This window comes from Mycolicibacterium setense, from assembly GCF_000805385.1.
In the GTDB taxonomy this organism is placed as follows: domain Bacteria; phylum Actinomycetota; class Actinomycetes; order Mycobacteriales; family Mycobacteriaceae; genus Mycobacterium; species Mycobacterium setense.
Genome location: NZ_JTJW01000009.1, coordinates 536,941 through 553,333 on the forward strand (window position 1 = coordinate 536,941; position 16,393 = coordinate 553,333).

Genomic DNA, 16,393 nt, shown 5'->3' on the forward strand with positions numbered 1-16,393 from the left:
CGACTGGGCTTCACAATGACGACGACGCGCCGAGCACCGAGAGCAGCTGCAGCTTCTCGTAACTCTCGCTGCCCGGCACCGCGGTGTAGACCAGCAGCGAGTGGGACTGGTCGGGGTCCAGCAGAATTTGGCAGTTGAGTTCCAGGCTCCCGACCAGCGGGTGCTGATAGCGCTTGATGTCGCGCGGCCGGATGCCGACCTCGTGCTGGTCCCACAACAGCCTGAACTCCTCGCTTTCGTCGGTGAGCAGTTCCGCGTATCGCGCGGCCTTGGACCCCGGCCCGCGCAGTGCGAGCACTCCTCGCAGCCCGGACACGTACATCCGCGAGTAGAACTCGTGGTCTTCGCGCGGGTACAGATCGCGCACCGTCGGGTCGGTGAACCAGCGGTACCCGATGCTGCGCGAGGGACCCGTGTACCGGCTGAGGTCCCCGACGAGGGCGAGACCGGGCGGGGTCTGCCGCAAGGTCTCCCCCAACTCCGTGACGATCTCGGCCGGAGTGTCGGTGAGCCGGTCGAAGATTCGCAGCATCCCAGGGCTGATGTGGTCACTGCTCGACCCACGCACCGGCGGCTGGTGCCCGGCAAGGCGGAAGAGGTGGTCGCGCTCGTCGAGGGACAGATGGAGCCCTTGTGCGATCGACGCGATCATCTGCTCCGAGGGCTGCGGGCCGCGTTCCCGCTCCAGACGCGAGTAGTAGTCGGTCGACATGTGGCACAGCGCGGCTACTTCTTCGCGGCGCAGGCCGCTCGTTCGTCGGCGTTGTCCGCGCGGCAGCCCGACGTCTTCGGGTTGCAGTGCCGCGCGACGGCGGACCAGGAATTCCGCAAGCCCGGCTCGATCGATCATGCCTGCCATCTTCTCCCGGGTCGGATCGCTCAGCCACGGATCGTCAGACCGTGGATAGGGCGCAGCCCGATGGGCAATCTGGATCCCATGCCACATGATTACGACATCACGATCGACGACCTGTCCGGAAAGCGGGCGGTGGTGACCGGCGCGAGCGACGGCATCGGCATCGGCATCGCGGCACGACTCGCCGGAGCGGGCGCCGAAGTGGTCATGCCGGTCCGGAACCCGAACAAGGGCGAGGCGGCCATCGCCAAGATCCGCGAGCGGCATCCACACGCGAAGCTGACGTTGGAGGAGCTCGACCTGTCCTCCCTGGCCTCGGTGGCAGCGTTCGCCCAGAAGCTGTGCGCCGAGGGCGCTCCCATCCACGTGCTGGTCAACAACGCGGGGGTGATGACCCCGCCTGACCGGCAGACCACAGCCGACGGATTCGAGCTGCAGTTCGGCACGAATCACCTGGGCCACTTCGCGCTCACCGCCCGTCTGCTGCCACTGCTCAAGGCCGGTCATGCGCGGGTGACGTCCCAGACCAGCGTCGCCGCCCGCAGCGGCGCCATCAACTGGAGCGACGTGAACTGGGAGCACGGCTACGACGGCATGGCCGCCTATCGGCAGTCCAAGATCGCGCTCGGGTTGTTCGGCCTCGAGCTTCACCGTCGCAGCGTGGCCGCGGGCTGGGGAATCACCAGCAATATTTCTCACCCTGGCGTCGCCCCCACGAATCTCCTGGCGGCACGCCCCGAAGTGGGACGTGCCAAGGACACCGTCGGTGTGCGGCTGATCCGCTGGTTCTCAGCGCGCGGCCTCATCGTGGGCACTGTGGACAGCGCGAAACTGCCCGCGCTGATGGCTGCGACGTCGGCCACGGTCAAGGACGGCGCGTTCTACGGGCCCCGGTGGCCGGGCCACGTCGGTGGCCCGCCGGGGGAACAGAAACTCTGGAAACCGCTGCGCGACAACGAGAGTGCGGCGCGACTTTGGGCGGTGTCAGAGGAGCTCACCGGGGTCACCCTGTGACGAATGTGCCGCCTGTCGAGGATGATTCACGGCTTTCACACGACGACTCGACACATTCACCACAGGGTCCGATCAAGGCACCTTGCCCGGCGCCGGCACCGGTGACATGCGGGCGCGGGCGACTTGGGCGGCGCCGTTGCCGGTGATCAGCCAGAGCGTGGCGAGCTGCGCGATGAAGTCGTCGACGGACAGGTCGACGCCGCCGTTGACGAATTCCAGGATGGCGTCGGCCGTTCCGCCGACGATGAATGCCGGTGTCACCTTGGCCAACGGGTCTGTTTCCAACTCGACCCCGTGCACTGTGCGCCCGTGGTCGATGAGCACGTCGGTGAGCCGGTGCATGACCGTGCTGCGGTGCGCATCGAGTTCGGGCGACGCGGCGACACCCCCGAGCAGCACACGAGCGCGGCGCGGGTCGTCGACGAGTGCCCGCACCGCGGCCGCCACGCTCGCCAGTGCCTGGATTTCCAGCGGGTCCTCCGCTGCCGCGTCCGCCGCCGCCACGGTCGCGCTGCGTACCCGCTCGGCGATGTCGTCGACGACGGCAACCGACAGGGCGTCCAGATCCGTGAAGCTCTCGTAGAAGTAGCGCTTGTTGAGACTGGCTGCTGCGCAGAGCTTCTCGACCGTCACGCCCCGCCACTCGTTGCGCGTCATGACGTCCATCGCAGCTTCCAGCAGACGTTCACGCCGCTGGCGGCGACGAGCGTCGGCCGATTGGCCGCCGTAAGCGCGTTTGGTCGTTGACACCACCTGGACATTCTGGCACGGTTTCGTACCAGATGGCTGACCGAGAGGACACCATGGAACTGTGCTCGCCTCTGAACGCGCACCGCCTCCAAGCCCTGGGCGCCGCCGTCACCACACGATTTCCGAGCGGTGAACGCCCTTTGGCCGCTCCGCCACCGGGGTCGAATCTGAAGCCCGTCATGGGCAATTACGGCTTCCCGTTCCTGGGCCACGTATTGAGCTCCCTGGCCGATCCGCTGGCGTTCGCACGGGACCGCTACGAGCGTTACGGGCCGGTGTCGTGGGCCGGCGGCGTCGGCTTCCGCGTCGTCGGACTCATGGGTCCCGATGCCCTGGAAACCGCCTGGGTCAACCGCGACAAGGTGTTCTCCAGCACTCGCGGCTGGGCACCGGTCATCGGGCCGTTCTTCCACCGCGGAATGATGCTGCTGGACTTCGACGAACACCGCGACCACCGCCGCATCATGCAACAGGCTTTCACCCGCAGCGCGCTGGATGGCTACCTGCAACTGATGCTGCCCAGCATCGACCGCACGCTGCGCGATTGGCCATCGACACAAGCCTTTCCGTTCTATCCGTCGATCAAGCACCTGCTGCTCGAGCAAGCCGCCGAGGTATTCGTCGGCACGCACCTCGGCCCCGAATCCGACCGGCTGTCAGCGGACTTCCACGACACCGTCCGGGGCGGGCAGGCGTTGTTGCGGGCGGACGTGCCCGGGGGTGTGTGGGCCAAGGGGCTACGGGCCCGGGAGCGGCTCGAAAGGTACTTCGCCGACCAGGTTCCCGATCGGCAGCGCGGCGATGGCACCGACCTGTTCTCGATGTTGTGCCGCAGCGAGGACGAGGACGGCGCCCGGTTCACACCGACCGACATCGTCAACCACATGATCTTCCTGCTGATGGCCGCCCACGACACCACTGCCATCGCGCTGTCCATGCTCTTGTACGAACTGGGCCGGAACCGGCAGTGGCAGGAGGCTCTTCGCGATGAAGCGGTCAGCCTGCCGAACGACACGCCCAGCGTTCTGGACCTGGACGCCTACCCACTGCTCGACGCCGCGTTCAAGGAGATCCTCCGGATGTACGCACCTGCGGGCGCGCTGTTCCGCCAAACCGTCCGCGACACCGAGATCCTCGGGCACTTCGTGCCGCGCAAGACCCAGGTCGCCATCAATGTCTATGCCTCCATGCGGCTTTCCGACTGGTGGCCCGACCCCGACACGTTCAATCCCGAACGGTTCGTCAACAACTCCGCATCCCGCGCCACGGTGAGCCGCTACGTGTTCGCGCCATTCGGCGGTGGCGCGCACAAGTGCATCGGCCAGCAGTTCGCCGACATGACCGTCAAGACCACGATGCATCAGATGCTGAGGCGGTTCGAGTGGAGTGTGCCCGCCGACTACCGCCCGCAGCTGACCTGGGGAACCGGGCCGACACCTGCCGATGACCTCCCGATCGACCTGCGGGCGCGCGTCGGCGGCCGGTAACGACAAACGCGGCCCGGGAGACTCTCCCGAACCGCGCTGACCTGTTCAAACTTTGTGGAGCTAAGGGGAATCGAACCCCTGACCTTCTCGATGCGAACGAGACGCGCTACCAACTGCGCTATAGCCCCTTGATACCGGATGCACAGGCTACCAGCCTTGCGCCCGCGGAACGAAACCGGCCGCTCTACTGCCCGGCAGCGCGCGGTAGATCGTATTCGCGGGACATCGACCCGTACGACGCGTACGCCAGGTGCTCGAAGATCGGATCCTCGTCATCGATGTCGAGGACGACCGCGCCGGGGCGGCGCAACCTGGCCGGCACCACGTCGAGTTTGTGGTCGTCGGTGTTCTCCACGCCCAGCCGCGACCGCGCCATCCGTTGTGCACGGCGACGCCGCAGCTGCTCCTCGATGCGCGTCTGACGACGCAGGTAGGCCAGGTACAGCACGGTCAGCGTGCCTGCACCGCCACACAGCCACCAGGCCGAGGGCGTCACCAGGAAGGCAGCGGCCGCCGAGAACACCAGCGTGGCGGCCAGCACCGCGAGCACACGCTTGCGGAACCGGAACTTGCGGGCACTGATCTCCGCGGCTTTCTTGGAATCGAACCGCCGCTGCCGGTTCGCGTTCAACGACGCGACGGGCGCCTCGGTCTGCTCCTCCTCGACCGGCTCCTCGTCGGCCTCGGGTTCCAGGCCCGACGAGTCGGCGACGTACTCGTACTCGTCGTCGGCAAGGCCTTCGGGGTCCTCGGTGTCCTCTGCCGCGTCGAGGTCCTCGGCGCTCTCGACAACACCGGGGTCGTCGGCCTCGTCGAGATCCACTGGGATGCGTTCGGTTTGGGCCTCTGCCTCGGCCTCGAATTGCTCAACGGGTTCTTCGATCGCGACGGGTTCCGGTTCGGCCTCGGTCTCGGCCTCCGCCTCGGTCTCGAATTCCAATTCGAGTTCGGGCTCGTCGACTTCCTCGGGCTCGGCGTCGGCTGTGGTGTCGGCCGCCTGGCGCAGCGTACCGACCGGCAGCGCGCCGGAATCCTCGTCGACGATGTCGACGTCGAGATAGTCGGGTTCGGGGGTCTCGACGCGCGCCGCCGCCACCACGACGGTGCGCTGCACGCGGACCTCGGCGGGCGCCTCGTCGTTCTCGGGGTCGTCCTCGAAGTCGTCGTCGAGCTCCTCGTCGAGGTGGTCGGCGCTGGGCTGCCAGTGGGGATCGCTGTGATGTCCGGCGGCCGGGCCGCGTCGTAACCGTTGTGCGTTGCGGCCGCTGTTGAGCACTCGTGTCGCCAGGGCGACGTCACTGGTACGACGCACCGAGTCGCGCTTGCTGATCAACATCGGGACCAGAACGAAAAGCCAGAGAACGACAAGGGAAATCCACAGCAGTGACTGGGGGATGCTTGGCATGACGCCTGCTCCTTTCCCCTTCAGGCTAGGTCCGTGACCAGCGCATCCATGGACGGCGCGCCGACCCAATTACACACCTGTAATTCGATCGATACAAGCACCAACAGTCACATTTGTCACATTGGTAACAGCTGGCCGCCCCTACTTCGCTGAGATTGCTTCCAGGGCTGCGGATCCGGGGAAATCACGACCGTAGGCGCAGTGTCGACGCGGCGCGCCGCGCCCACACCCGGCGGACTCAGCACCAATCGGCCCGGCCGGCGATAACCAGGGCCTGGGCCGCCGAATGCTTGAGTTCTTCCAACGTGACCGCCACCAGGAGATGGTCGCGCCAGGCACCGTCCACCTCGAGATAACGGCGCAGCAGACCCTCCTCGCGGAAGCCGACCCGCGCCAGTACGGCCCGGCTTGCGGCGTTCTCCGGGCGCACCGTGGCCTCGACCCGGTGCAACTGGACCCCGTTGAAGCAATGGTCGAGCCCCAGCGCGAGTGCACCCGTCGCCACCCCGCCGCCCGTCTTGTCGCTGGCCACCCAGTAGCCGATCCACGCCGATCGCAGCGCTCCGTGGGTCACGTTGCCGATCGTGAGCTGGCCCGCGAACTGTCCGTCGAGCTCGATCACATACGGCAGCATCCGGCCCCGCCGCGCCTCGCCGCGCAGACCCGAACAGATTGCCGGCCACGATGAAACTGCATGGCGCACATGCCAATCCACACCACTGACCGGCTCCCACGGCTCCAGGTGGGCCTGGTCGGCCAACCGGATGCGGCTCCATACCGCGGCATCGCGCAGCCGCACCGGACGCAGCCGCACCACGCCGGCCTTCACCCGCAACGGTCCGACCGCACCGGGCCAACCCGGGTGAAAAGTGTTGGACCGGAACAGGCTCATCCGCGTGATCGATTCGTCACACCGTCATTCATCGAATGAAGTCTTATCAGCCGCGCTGGGCCAAGAACGCCACATCCACCGTTTCGCCGGTACGAACCTCGTCGACGTCACTCGGAACCACCACCAGACAGTTGGCCTCGGCGAGCGTCGCCAGCAGGTGCGTGGACGCGCCCGGCGCCCCACCCAAGGCCTGCACCAGGTATTCGCCGGTGTCCTGGTCGCGCATCAATTGCCCGCGCAGGTATCCGGTGCGGCCTGCCACCGAGCTGATCGGCGACAGCGTGCGGGCCTGAACGACGCGTCGCATCGGCTGCCGCTTGCCCAGCGACAGCCGGATCAGCGGGCGCACCATCACCTCGAAGACCACCAGCGCGCTCACCGGGTTGGCGGGCAGCAGGAACACCGGAACGCGGTCACGGCCCAGCTGGCCGAAACCCTGCACCGAGCCGGGGTGCATCGCGATCCGGGCCACCTCCATCTCGCCGAGCTCGGCGAGTACGGTGCGCACCGATTCGGCCGCGGCCCCGCCCACCGCGCCGGCGATGACCACGATCTCGTTGCGATTGACTTGGCCCTCAACGGTTTCCCGGAGCTCCCCCGGATCGGTGCTGATGATGCCGACGCGGTTGACCTCGGCACCCGCGTCGCGGCCCGCCGCGGCGAGCGCGTAGGAGTTCACGTCGTACACCTGCCCGGTGCCGGGATTGCGGGACACGTCGACGAGCTCACCGCCCACGCACATCACCGACAACCTGGGCCGCGGATGCACCAGCACGCGGTCACGGCCCACCGCTGCCAACAAGCCGACCTGGGCGGGGCCGATGATGGTTCCCGCCCGCACCGCGACGTCGCCCGGTTGCACATCGTCCCCCGTGCGCCGGACATAGGCGCCCGAGCGCACGCTGCGCATGATCCGGACCCGGTTCTCACCGCCGTCCGTCCATCGCAGCGGCAGCACCGCGTCGGCCAGCGTGGGCATCGGCGCGCCGGTCTGCACCCGCGCGGCCTGCCGGGGCTGCAACCGGCTGGGGGTGCGCGCGCCTGCTTCGATCGAGCCCATCACGGGGAGGCTGATCTCACCCGCGCCGTCGCCCACCGACAACACGTCGACGCTGCGTACCGCGTAGCCGTCGATGGCTGCCTGATCGAACCCCGGCATGGGCCGTTCGGTGACGACCTCCTCGGCACACATCAGACCTTGTGACTCGGCGATGGCCACCCGCACCGGTCGGGGCGCCACCGCGGCAGCCGCTACCCGAGCCTGCTGTTCCTCCACCGAACGCACAACACGCCTTCCTATCCCATCTCCGGGCCACTACCGGACAACGTGCGGCGTACCGGGCCAGCTCGTTGCTAGCCCTCCTGTCCGGTCAGACCCAATCGTTCGACCAACCACCGCCGCAATTCGGGGCCGTAGTCGTCACGTTCCAACGCAAAGTCAACCGCAGCCTTCAGGTAGCCGCCGGGATTTCCCAGGTCGTGTCGGGCTCCGCGGTGCACAACCACGTGCACCGGATGGCCCTCTTCGATGAGGAGCGCGATGGCGTCGGTCAGCTGGATCTCCCCGCCCACTCCGCGCGAAACACGGCGCAGCGCATCGAAGATCGCCCGGTCGAGAAGGTAGCGGCCGGCGGCGGCGTACGGGGACGGCGCATCCTCGGACTTGGGCTTTTCCACCATGCCCTTGACCCGCAGCACGTTCGGGTTGGCCGCGTCGGGCACGGTCTCGACATCGAAGACGCCGTAAGCGCTGATCTTGTCCTCGGGCACCTCGATGGCGCACAGCACGGTGCCGCCGCGCTTGGCCCGCACCTTCGACATGGTTTCCAACACGCCGGTCGGCAGCACCAGATCATCGGGCAGCAGGACGGCGATCGCGTCCTCGTCGGGAGCCAGGGCGCCTTCGACGCAGCTGACCGCGTGCCCCAGGCCCAGCGGCTCGGCCTGCACCACCGACTCGACCTTGATCAGTGCGGGCGCGCGGCGGACCTTCTCCAGCATCGTCTTCTTGCCGCGAGCCTCCAGCGTGCCTTCGAGCACCAGGTCCTCGACGAAATGCGCGACGACGCCGTCTTTGCCCTCGGAGGTGATGATGATCAACCGCTCGGCACCGGCCTCGGCCGCCTCGGCCGCGACCAACTCGATGCCCGGCGTGTCGACGACCGGCAGCAATTCCTTGGGGACCGTCTTGGTCGCCGGGAGGAATCGGGTACCCAGACCGGCCGCCGGGACCACGGCCGTATAGGGAATCGGCACCTCAGGCGCCTTGTGAGACGTGCTCATCGTTCACACCCTAACGTCCGTTCTGAAATGGTGGAGGGCGTGACCCCGCCGACGAAGACCGAGTTGCGAGCCGGCGTTCTGCGTGCAAGAAGGGCGGTGCCCACCGACCGCCGCGACAGTGAGTCGCAGGCGCTTCGCCGTTGGCTGCCCACTTTGGTGCGCAGCGGGCAAACGGTGTGTGCCTACGTTCCGGTGGGCTCTGAACCGGGTTCGCCGAGCCTGTTGGACGCCCTGTCGGAACTCGGTGTGCGTGTGCTGCTTCCGGTTGCCCGCAACGACGAGGACGGCCGCGCCATGCCCATGCAGTGGGGCCCCTACGAGCCCGGCACCTTGGTGGCTGCCGAGTTCGGCCTGCGCGAGCCCGCGCCACCGTGGTTGCCCGCCGGTCGGATCGCCGATGCCGAGGTGGTCCTGGTACCCGCGCTGGCCGTCGACCGGCACGGAAACCGGCTGGGCCGGGGTGCCGGCTTCTACGACCGCAGCCTGATCTACGCCGCACCGCACGCGCGGCTGGTCGCGGTGGTCCGTGACGACGAGCTGGTCGACGAGTTGCCCGCCGACCCTCACGACGTGCGGATGACGCATGCACTGACGCCGTCGGGCGGAATCGTGACGTTGCAGCCCTGAGCTGGTCCAGAATCGTCAGGTGTCCGATCCGGTGAGTGCTGACTTCAGCGTCCGCATGCAGCTGATCGTCGACGTCCTGGCCCAGACCCTGGATCGGGCCGTGCTTCTGGACGACGAGGAGCTGACCCCGATCACCCACAGCCGTCAGCTCGGCGAACTCGACGATGTCCGGGTGCACAGCGTGCTGCAACGTGAGACCCGCGCGGAGGTCAAAGCGGCGCTGTTCGAATTCGGGATCGGCACGGCGGATTCTGCGGTGTGGATCCCGGCGTTTCCGGACTACAACCTGATGCCGCGGTTCTGCGTGCCTGTGCGCTCGGCGTCCGAGCGGTTCGGCTACCTGTGGATCATCGCCCCCGAGGGCTCCCTGTCCGAGCACGGTCAGCAGCTGGCAAAGCGGGCTGGTGCCGACTTACTGGCCATCCTCGACCGCCGCAACGCGGCACTGCGCGCCGAAGAGTCCGCGCAACAGGGCCTGCTGATGCGGCTGATCGCCGCGGAAGATCCCGGGCAGGCCCAGGGAGTGGTCGCCGAACTCCATGCCAGGGCGATGGCCGAGCCGCAGCACGTCATCCAGGTTTTCAGGTTCGAGCCCGACGCTGACAGCGCGGGCAATCCGGTCGATCGGAGTCTGGCGTTGCGGCTCCGGTTGACGGCCACCGACCGAACGCGCCGCTGGTACACCCTGGCCGGGTCACCGACCACGATCCTCGCGGTGTCGCGCGCCGACGCTGGGCCCGTCGCGACCGCCGAAATCGTCGCCCCGGCCGTCCGGGCCGGCTACGGAACCCGCCCAGCCATCGGCGCGTCCGGCGTTCCCTTGCCGATAACGCAAGCAGCCCTTGGCTTTCGGCAGGCAAGCCTGGCGCTGACGCTGGCAGAGATCGGCGTGGGCAGCGCGCAGGTGGCCGACTGGTCCGCGCTCGGCTCGTGGCGGTCGCTGGCGCTGCTGGGCGAGGCCTACGGCCCGGACCGGCTCGGGGAGCTGGTCCATCCCGGCATCGTCAGCTTGATCGAGCAGAACCGCGAAGACCTCCTCCGCACGCTCGAGACGTATCTGGCCAACGGCGGTGACGTGCGGCGCACATCCGAGGCCATGTATCTCCACCGGTCCACGCTGTACTACCGGCTGGAGAGGCTCACTGAGGCACTCGACAGCGATCTCAGCGACGGTGAGACCCGTTTCGAGCTGATGCTGGGCTTGCGGCTGGCTCGCCTGGCCAGGCTGTATCGCCCCACTTCGACAACTGTCTGAACGAGCGAGCCGAGTTTCCTACAGTTTCGGCCCGATTCCGGCTCCGCCGGCCGGCCGGCGGGCATAGCGTTCCCTTCTGGCCGTTTGTGATCTGAGTCACACACCACGGAGGAGTCGGTACGCACATGGGTGAAACACCCGCGCTGAAGAAGGCGCTCAGTCAGCGACAACTGCGCATGATCGCGATAGGCGGTGTCATCGGCGCCGGACTGTTCGTCGGCTCCGGGGTGGTGATCGGCAAGACCGGCCCCGGCGTCTTCATCACCTATGCGCTGGCGGGCGTGCTCATCATCATGGTGATGCGGATGCTGGCCGAGATGGCCGTCGCCAATCCGTCGACCGGATCGTTCGCGGACTATGCGCGCAACGCGATGGGCAACTGGGCAGGTTTCTCGGTCGGTTGGCTGTATTGGTACTTCTGGGTGATCGTGGTCGGCTTCGAAGCCATCGCCGGCGCCAAGATCATTCAGTACTGGATGGACGTACCGATCTGGCTGACCGCACTGATCCTGCTGATCGCGATGACGGCGACCAACCTGTTCTCGGTGTCGTCGTTCGGCGAGTTCGAGTACTGGTTCGCCGGCATCAAGGTGGCCGCGATCCTGGCGTTCATCGGGCTGGGCTCGCTGTACATCATCGGATTGTGGCCGCACAAGGAAATGGATTTCTCGAACCTGTGGGCCCACGGCGGGTTCTTCCCGCTGGGCGCCATGGCGGTCACGGTCGGCGTGGTGACGGTGATCTTCTCGATGGTCGGCGCCGAGATCGCCACCATCGCGGCCGCGGAGTCGGCCGATCCGGAGCGCGCCGTGGCCAAGGCCGCGAACTCGGTGATCCTGCGCATCGCGGTGTTCTTCGTCGGCTCGGCGTTCCTGTTGGTGACGATCCTTCCGTGGAACAGCGAGCAGGTCGCCGCATCGCCATTCGTGTCGGCCTTCACCGAGATCGGTATCCCCTACGCCGACCACATCATGAACGCCGTCGTGTTGACGGCCGTGCTGAGCTGCCTGAACTCAGGCATGTACACCGCATCCCGGATGCTGTTCGTGCTGGCCGCCCGCCGCGAAGCGCCACCGCAACTGGTTTCGGTGACCCGGCGCGGAGTACCGGCGACCGCGATCCTCGCGTCATCGGTGATCGGTTTCCTCGGTGTGATCGCCTCGGCGTTCTCCCCGGACTTCATCTTCAAGTTCCTGCTGGATTCCAGCGGCGCGGTGATCCTGTTCGTCTACCTGCTGATCGCCGTCTCGCAGATCGTGTTGCGGTACCGCACAGACGGTTCCAAACTCAAGGTGAAGATGTGGCTCTTCCCGGTGCTGTCGATCCTCACCGCCACGGCGATCTTCGCGATCCTGGTGCAGATGTTCGTCCAGGGCGGTGACAACCGGAAAGCACTGACCATGAGCCTGCTGTCGTGGGCCGTGGTGATCCTGCTGTTCCTGGCCAACCGCTGGTTCATCGGGCACCGGCCCGAGGTGGCCGGGGTGACGCCGGCGCCGGGCGCCGCGCCTCCGCACCGAGTGTTGGTGCTGGCCAACGAGACCGTGGAATCCAACGAACTGCTCGACGAGCTCCGCCGCATCGGCGCGGACCGCGACGCCCTCTATCAAGTAGTGGTGCCCGCCAGCCCGATCGACACCGGAGTGGCCGCCACCCACGGGCCCCTCGACATCTCGGAGGCCACCACCCGCGCGGCCCAGCGCCGTCTCGACCAGACGCTCAGCACGCTGCGTTCCGAGGACTTGCAGGCCGACGGGGAGCTGGGCGACTACCGTCCGCTGCGCGCGCTGGCCCATGCCGTCGAGACGTTCCGGCCCGACCAGATCGTGATTTCCACACTCCCGCCGGAAGATTCGGTGTGGCACCGCTTCGATGTCGTCGACCGGGCCCGCTCGGAGTATCAGATTCCGGTGACCCATGTGGTGTCACGGGTGCGCGCGCAGGAGCCTGCGTCGTGACCATCCTGGCCGCATTCAGCGCGAGCCGGCACAGCAGCGCACCGCTGAATCTGGCCATCCAACTGGCTCGCACCACCGGCGAGCAGGTGATCGCCGCGGCGGTGGTGGAACGGGCCTGGCCACCGCGGGACGACCCCGTCGAGGGTGAGTATCTGGCATATGTCCGCGCGCAAGCCACGCAGGCGCTGCAGCGGGCGGTCGCGGTGCTGCCGATCGACCTCGACGTCACACCGGTGGTTCACGAATCCACCTCGATACCAACGGGTTTGATCGAGCTCGCGGACGCGCATCGCGCGTCGCTGGTGTCGGTCGGCTCGTCCTCATCGGGGATGATCGGCCGCGTCGCGCTCGGCAGCGTCACCGAGCGCCTCGTGCACACCGCCCGGGTCCCGGTGGCCTTCGCGCCGCGCGGATACGCCCGGATCGACGCACCGATCCAACGCCTCACCGCCGCCTACGGCGGGGAAGCCGACGTCAACGGACTCATCCCCGCGACCGCCGAGCTCGCGGACGCGTGGAAGGCGAAGCTGCGCATCGTGTCGTTCACCGTTCGCAACACCGCGGCGTTCGCCGGCACCATCGAATCCTCGGCCGAGGAGTTGGTGGTCCAGCAGTGGTCACGGCGCACCATCGCCGAGATCACCAAACAGCTCAATGCCATTCGTGACCGGATGAAGGTTCCCGACGTCGACGTGGTGGTCGGCGCCGGCCACGATTGGAACGCCGCGGTGGAGAGCATCGGGTGGGACGTCGGAGACATGCTGGTGCTCGGCTCCGGCGCCGCCGCCCCGAGCGCGCAGGTGTTCCTCGGCTCGGCGGCAGGCAAGATCCTGCGCCGCTCCCCGGTGCCCGTGATGATCGCGCCGAGCTACAAGGCGGGGTAGGTCGCGCCGACAAGAACCCGACCGGGCGGCTTCGCGGTGTTTGCGCCTAGGATTCCGGTCACTATTGAGCAGCAATCCTCGGGTTAGAGCTCAGTTCACACGCCATGTCTAGCAGCCATCGAGCACCGTCTCCATCGCATCCTTCTCTTTCGCCGAAACCCACAGCGCATAAGCGGTTTTCACCTCGACCTGGCGAGCGACGAAATCACAGCGGAACACCGCATTCGGTGGCAGCCAACTGGCCGCATCGCGAAACGCCTTGTCGAAATTGGGCTGCGCGGCGACGGCCATCAGGTTCCGCGGATCGTTGGCGAAGTCCTTGCGCCGCTGCGGGTCCCAGGCCCGCGCTCCCTTGTACCAGGAGTCCGACAACGACACCACATGGTCGATCTGCACTGCTCCGGAAGTGTCCGGACCGCGGGTGAACGCGATCTCGGCGCCGGTATAGGGGTCGTGCAGCACACCGGTCGCGGCGTAGCAGGTGCCGGGGCGGACAGTCAGTTGCGACAGGTCGCGGCGCAGGATGTCGTCGCGGGTGTTGCAGCCGTTGCGGCCGAACTCGACGTTGACGTCGTCACTCCAGGCCTCACCGAAGCGATACCTCGCATAGTCGGTGTGGCGGTCCCAGCCCTTGACCGGCAGCGCCGCCAACAGCGCGCGGGCGCGGTCGAAGCCGGGAGTTGGCCGGCGGGCAGGCATCTGTGCCGCGCCGGACGGGTGGGGCTGGACCGAGGTCGCAGGCTGGTCCGGGGACTGGGCTGCCGGCCCGGACTCACGCATGCGGGCCACCACCAGCACGGCCAGCACCCCCACGATTACCGCCAGCACGACCAAGACCGCTAATCTTCCGGTGCGCCGGCGCCGGCGGCCCGCGGGAATGACATGGCCCACCTAGCGGTTCTAGCACTTGAGCCGGTAGAGTGCTAACAAGTTTGACCAAATTCGGAGGGTTTTCGTGCCTACCTATTCCTACGCGTGCACTGAGTGCGGCAATCGGTTCGACGCGGTGCAGGCCTTCAGCGATGACGCACTGACCACCTGCCCCAAGTGCTCTGGCAAGCTGCGCAAGCTTTTCGGCTCGGTGGGAGTGGTGTTCAAGGGCAGCGGGTTCTACCGCACCGACAACCGCGACTCGAGCAAGGGCGCATCCAACGGCTCCGCCGCCAAGACCTCGGAGAGCAGCTCCTCGAGCACGTCGTCGGACTCGTCATCTTCCTCCTCGTCGTCGAGCAGCTCCGGCAGTTCCAGCAGCTCAAGCGCCGCCCCAGCCGCGGCCGCGTCGAGCTAGCTCGAAAGTTATCCACAGGACGGCGAAGACGCCGTTCTCACCCGGCCGTTGCGCGCCTACCGTGGCGCCATGGCCGATTCACTCAACCCGCCGCCCTGGCGTCGGCTGACTTCCGCGCGGCCCGATTGGACGCGCACGGTGGCCGCACGGCGCGCTGCCGCAGCCGGGCTGGTGGTGTTGGCGGCCATCGCCGTCCTACGGTCGGATCCGCACGGTGAGTACACCGAGATCGCGGTGGCCACTCATGACCTGTCGCCCGGCGTCGCGCTGACCGCCGCCGATGTGCGGCTGGAGCGCCGCAGCACCGCCACCCTGCCCGACGGCGCCCAGCGTGACGTGGCCCCCGTGATGGGTGCGACGCTGACCGCTCCGGCCCGTCGCGGCGAGGTCATCACCGATGTCCGGCTGCTCGGGTCACGGCTGGCCGAATCCGCTGCGGGGCCGGATGCCCGCATCGTGCCGGTCAAACTCAGCGACACGGCGTTGCTCGATCTGATCCGCCCGGGCGATGTGGTCGATGTGCTGACGGTGACGGCCGATCAGGAGGACAAGCAACCGGCCCGGCCGGTGGTCGTCGCCTCGGGGGCTGTCGTGGTGCTGGTCTCGGAGAAGGCCCGTGGCGCCGGGGTCGGCAGTGACCGCGTGGCCCTGGTGGCATTGCCCGCGCGCTCAGCCAATGAGGTCGCGGCCACCAGCCTGGTGCAGGCCGTCACGCTGACGATTCACTGAGCCAGATCCGATGCCGGACAACGCAATTCATGCCTCATGAAGTTGTTGAGCGACAATCACCCAGCCGTTCGGCAAACTCGGTTACTGTTTGCTTGCCCCACAAAACACAACAAACTGCAGGAAGGGTCCCGCATGTTGAAGGGCTTCAAAGAGTTTCTGTCCCGTGGCAACGTCATCGACCTTGCGGTTGCTGTGGTCATTGGCGCGGCATTCACCGGCTTGGTCACCGCGTTCACCGAGAAGGTGGTCCAGCCGATGGTCGACCGCATCGGCGCCGGCCCCGGCAAGGAATACGGCCTGCTCAAGATCTCACTGGGCGGTGACCCCGAGACGTTCGTCGATTTCAACGCCGTCCTGTCGGCCTTCATCAACTTCATCCTGGTCGCCGCGGTGATCTACTTCGTCATCGTCCTGCCGTACAAGAAGCTGCGTGAGCGTGGCGAGGTGGAACAGGCCCAGGACACCGAACTGGCCATCCTGACCGAGATCCGCGATCTGCTGGCCTCCAACGGAGACACCTCCAGTGGCAAGCACGTGACCGGCCCGGGCACCGGCCCCAGCCCGGACACCGCCAAGTACACGAGCGCTGACCGCGACAAGTAGACACCGAACACAAAAGCGGCCCCTGGAAATTTCCAGGGGCCGCTTTAGTCGAGGCTTCAGAACGTGACGTTCATGTCCTTAATTCATATTCCAGGGCTCGCCGTAGGTGGTGACGCTGTCACCCGTCGAGGCGATCAGGCGGGCGAACGGACGCAGCAGCACACCACCGGCCGCACCGGTCACGGTGCCGTGCGCATTCGACACCGCCACACCACCGGCCGGGCCGGCCACGTCGACCGAGAACGTGGCCACTTCCTGAATACCCGGGCCGTTGCCCAGGTCAGCGCTGATCGACACACCCGGGAACAGGTTCGGGGTGATCACGGACTCCAGGCCGAACGGCGGGCCGGTGATGTCACCAT

At 67.3% G+C, this 16,393-nt stretch carries 17 protein-coding genes and 1 tRNA gene; 9 read left to right on the forward strand and 9 right to left on the reverse strand.

The features are described from left to right. Positions 1-10: 10 nt before the first annotated feature. On the reverse strand, positions 11-850 hold the full coding sequence (locus tag QQ25_RS25205) for a helix-turn-helix transcriptional regulator (RefSeq protein WP_039381809.1): 840 nt from the start codon (positions 848-850) through the stop codon (positions 11-13). An 87-nt stretch (positions 851-937) separates the two neighbouring features. Here QQ25_RS25205 and QQ25_RS25210 point away from each other — a divergent pair, with 87 nt between their 5' ends. Then, a complete protein-coding gene (locus QQ25_RS25210) occupies positions 938-1,870 on the forward strand; it encodes an SDR family oxidoreductase (RefSeq protein ID WP_039381810.1) in 933 nt (310 codons plus the stop codon). Positions 1,871-1,942: 72 nt separating this feature from the next. Here the strand turns inward: QQ25_RS25210 and QQ25_RS25215 are convergent, their stop codons facing one another. Continuing rightward, complete coding sequence (locus QQ25_RS25215; RefSeq protein ID WP_039381643.1) at positions 1,943-2,623, reverse strand: TetR/AcrR family transcriptional regulator; 681 nt, start codon at positions 2,621-2,623, stop codon at positions 1,943-1,945. A gap of 29 nt (positions 2,624-2,652) precedes the next feature. Here QQ25_RS25215 and QQ25_RS25220 point away from each other — a divergent pair, with 29 nt between their 5' ends. Then, positions 2,653-4,107, forward strand: a complete 1,455-nt coding sequence (locus QQ25_RS25220) for a cytochrome P450 (protein WP_101906469.1) — start codon at positions 2,653-2,655, stop codon at positions 4,105-4,107. A gap of 55 nt (positions 4,108-4,162) precedes the next feature. Here the strand turns inward: QQ25_RS25220 and QQ25_RS25225 are convergent. The 5 genes from QQ25_RS25225 to QQ25_RS25245 form a co-directional block, all read right to left on the reverse strand. Beyond that, positions 4,163-4,235 (reverse strand) — tRNA-Ala (locus QQ25_RS25225). Between the two features lie 56 nt (positions 4,236-4,291). Beyond that, positions 4,292-5,512 carry a divisome protein SepX/GlpR gene (sepX, locus tag QQ25_RS25230; protein WP_039381645.1) on the reverse strand — a complete coding sequence of 407 codons (1,221 nt, stop codon included), beginning with the start codon at positions 5,510-5,512 and terminating at the stop codon, positions 4,292-4,294. A 238-nt stretch (positions 5,513-5,750) separates the two neighbouring features. Then, positions 5,751-6,404, reverse strand: coding sequence for a GNAT family N-acetyltransferase (locus QQ25_RS25235; protein WP_039381647.1), 654 nt, complete (start codon positions 6,402-6,404; stop codon positions 5,751-5,753). Positions 6,405-6,450: 46 nt separating this feature from the next. Further along, the gene (gene glp, locus QQ25_RS25240; protein WP_039324381.1) at positions 6,451-7,689 is read right to left on the reverse strand and encodes a molybdotransferase-like divisome protein Glp; all 1,239 of its coding nucleotides are present in this window, start codon (positions 7,687-7,689) and stop codon (positions 6,451-6,453) included. A gap of 68 nt (positions 7,690-7,757) precedes the next feature. Further along, positions 7,758-8,687, reverse strand: a complete 930-nt coding sequence (locus QQ25_RS25245; RefSeq protein WP_039324383.1) for a UTP--glucose-1-phosphate uridylyltransferase — start codon at positions 8,685-8,687, stop codon at positions 7,758-7,760. Positions 8,688-8,714: 27 nt separating this feature from the next. Here QQ25_RS25245 and QQ25_RS25250 point away from each other — a divergent pair, with 27 nt between their 5' ends. The 4 genes from QQ25_RS25250 (at position 8,715) to QQ25_RS25265 (ending at position 13,411) form a co-directional block, all read left to right on the forward strand. Then, the gene (locus QQ25_RS25250; RefSeq protein ID WP_101906467.1) at positions 8,715-9,314 is read left to right on the forward strand and encodes a 5-formyltetrahydrofolate cyclo-ligase; all 600 of its coding nucleotides are present in this window, start codon (positions 8,715-8,717) and stop codon (positions 9,312-9,314) included. Positions 9,315-9,333: 19 nt separating this feature from the next. Then, positions 9,334-10,569, forward strand: coding sequence for a PucR family transcriptional regulator (locus tag QQ25_RS25255; RefSeq protein WP_039381649.1), 1,236 nt, complete (start codon positions 9,334-9,336; stop codon positions 10,567-10,569). A 125-nt stretch (positions 10,570-10,694) separates the two neighbouring features. Further along, positions 10,695-12,527 carry an amino acid permease gene (locus tag QQ25_RS25260; protein ID WP_039381652.1) on the forward strand — a complete coding sequence of 611 codons (1,833 nt, stop codon included), beginning with the start codon at positions 10,695-10,697 and terminating at the stop codon, positions 12,525-12,527. Further along, positions 12,524-13,411: a universal stress protein gene (locus QQ25_RS25265; protein ID WP_039381654.1), complete on the forward strand. Its 888-nt coding sequence runs from the start codon at positions 12,524-12,526 to the stop codon at positions 13,409-13,411. Before QQ25_RS25260 ends, QQ25_RS25265 begins: the two co-directional genes overlap by 4 nt. Positions 13,412-13,519: 108 nt before the next feature. Here the strand turns inward: QQ25_RS25265 and QQ25_RS25270 are convergent, their stop codons facing one another. Then, a complete protein-coding gene (locus QQ25_RS25270; RefSeq protein WP_234711972.1) occupies positions 13,520-14,302 on the reverse strand; it encodes an HNH endonuclease family protein in 783 nt (260 codons plus the stop codon). 64 nt (positions 14,303-14,366) lie between these two features. Between QQ25_RS25270 and QQ25_RS25275 the strand changes: the two genes are divergently transcribed. The 3 genes from QQ25_RS25275 to mscL all read left to right on the forward strand — a co-directional run bounded on the left by QQ25_RS25275 (position 14,367) and on the right by mscL (position 16,031). After that, positions 14,367-14,699, forward strand: coding sequence for an FmdB family zinc ribbon protein (locus tag QQ25_RS25275; protein ID WP_039381661.1), 333 nt, complete (start codon positions 14,367-14,369; stop codon positions 14,697-14,699). 69 nt (positions 14,700-14,768) lie between these two features. After that, positions 14,769-15,428 carry an SAF domain-containing protein gene (locus QQ25_RS25280; protein WP_039381663.1) on the forward strand — a complete coding sequence of 220 codons (660 nt, stop codon included), beginning with the start codon at positions 14,769-14,771 and terminating at the stop codon, positions 15,426-15,428. A 132-nt stretch (positions 15,429-15,560) separates the two neighbouring features. Further along, positions 15,561-16,031, forward strand: coding sequence for a large-conductance mechanosensitive channel protein MscL (mscL, locus tag QQ25_RS25285; protein WP_039381666.1), 471 nt, complete (start codon positions 15,561-15,563; stop codon positions 16,029-16,031). Between the two features lie 78 nt (positions 16,032-16,109). On the opposite strand, the gene QQ25_RS25290 is transcribed toward mscL, so the two are convergent. After that, positions 16,110-16,393 (reverse strand): MspA family porin (locus tag QQ25_RS25290; protein ID WP_039381667.1); only part of this gene is annotated, 284 nt, incomplete at its 5' end.

Coding starts and splice junctions, on each gene's coding strand:
- QQ25_RS25205 (WP_039381809.1), bottom strand. CDS start 850: ATGATCGATCGAGCCGGGCTTGCGGAATTCCTGGTCCGCCGTCGCGCG.
- QQ25_RS25210 (WP_039381810.1), top strand. CDS start 938: ATGCCACATGATTACGACATCACGATCGACGACCTGTCCGGAAAGCGG.
- QQ25_RS25220 (WP_101906469.1), top strand. CDS start 2,653: ATGGCTGACCGAGAGGACACCATGGAACTGTGCTCGCCTCTGAACGCG.
- sepX (WP_039381645.1), bottom strand. CDS start 5,512: ATGCCAAGCATCCCCCAGTCACTGCTGTGGATTTCCCTTGTCGTTCTC.
- QQ25_RS25235 (WP_039381647.1), bottom strand. CDS start 6,404: ATGAGCCTGTTCCGGTCCAACACTTTTCACCCGGGTTGGCCCGGTGCG.
- QQ25_RS25245 (WP_039324383.1), bottom strand. CDS start 8,687: ATGAGCACGTCTCACAAGGCGCCTGAGGTGCCGATTCCCTATACGGCC.
- QQ25_RS25250 (WP_101906467.1), top strand. CDS start 8,715: ATGGTGGAGGGCGTGACCCCGCCGACGAAGACCGAGTTGCGAGCCGGC.
- QQ25_RS25260 (WP_039381652.1), top strand. CDS start 10,695: ATGGGTGAAACACCCGCGCTGAAGAAGGCGCTCAGTCAGCGACAACTG.
- QQ25_RS25280 (WP_039381663.1), top strand. CDS start 14,769: ATGGCCGATTCACTCAACCCGCCGCCCTGGCGTCGGCTGACTTCCGCG.
- mscL (WP_039381666.1), top strand. CDS start 15,561: ATGTTGAAGGGCTTCAAAGAGTTTCTGTCCCGTGGCAACGTCATCGAC.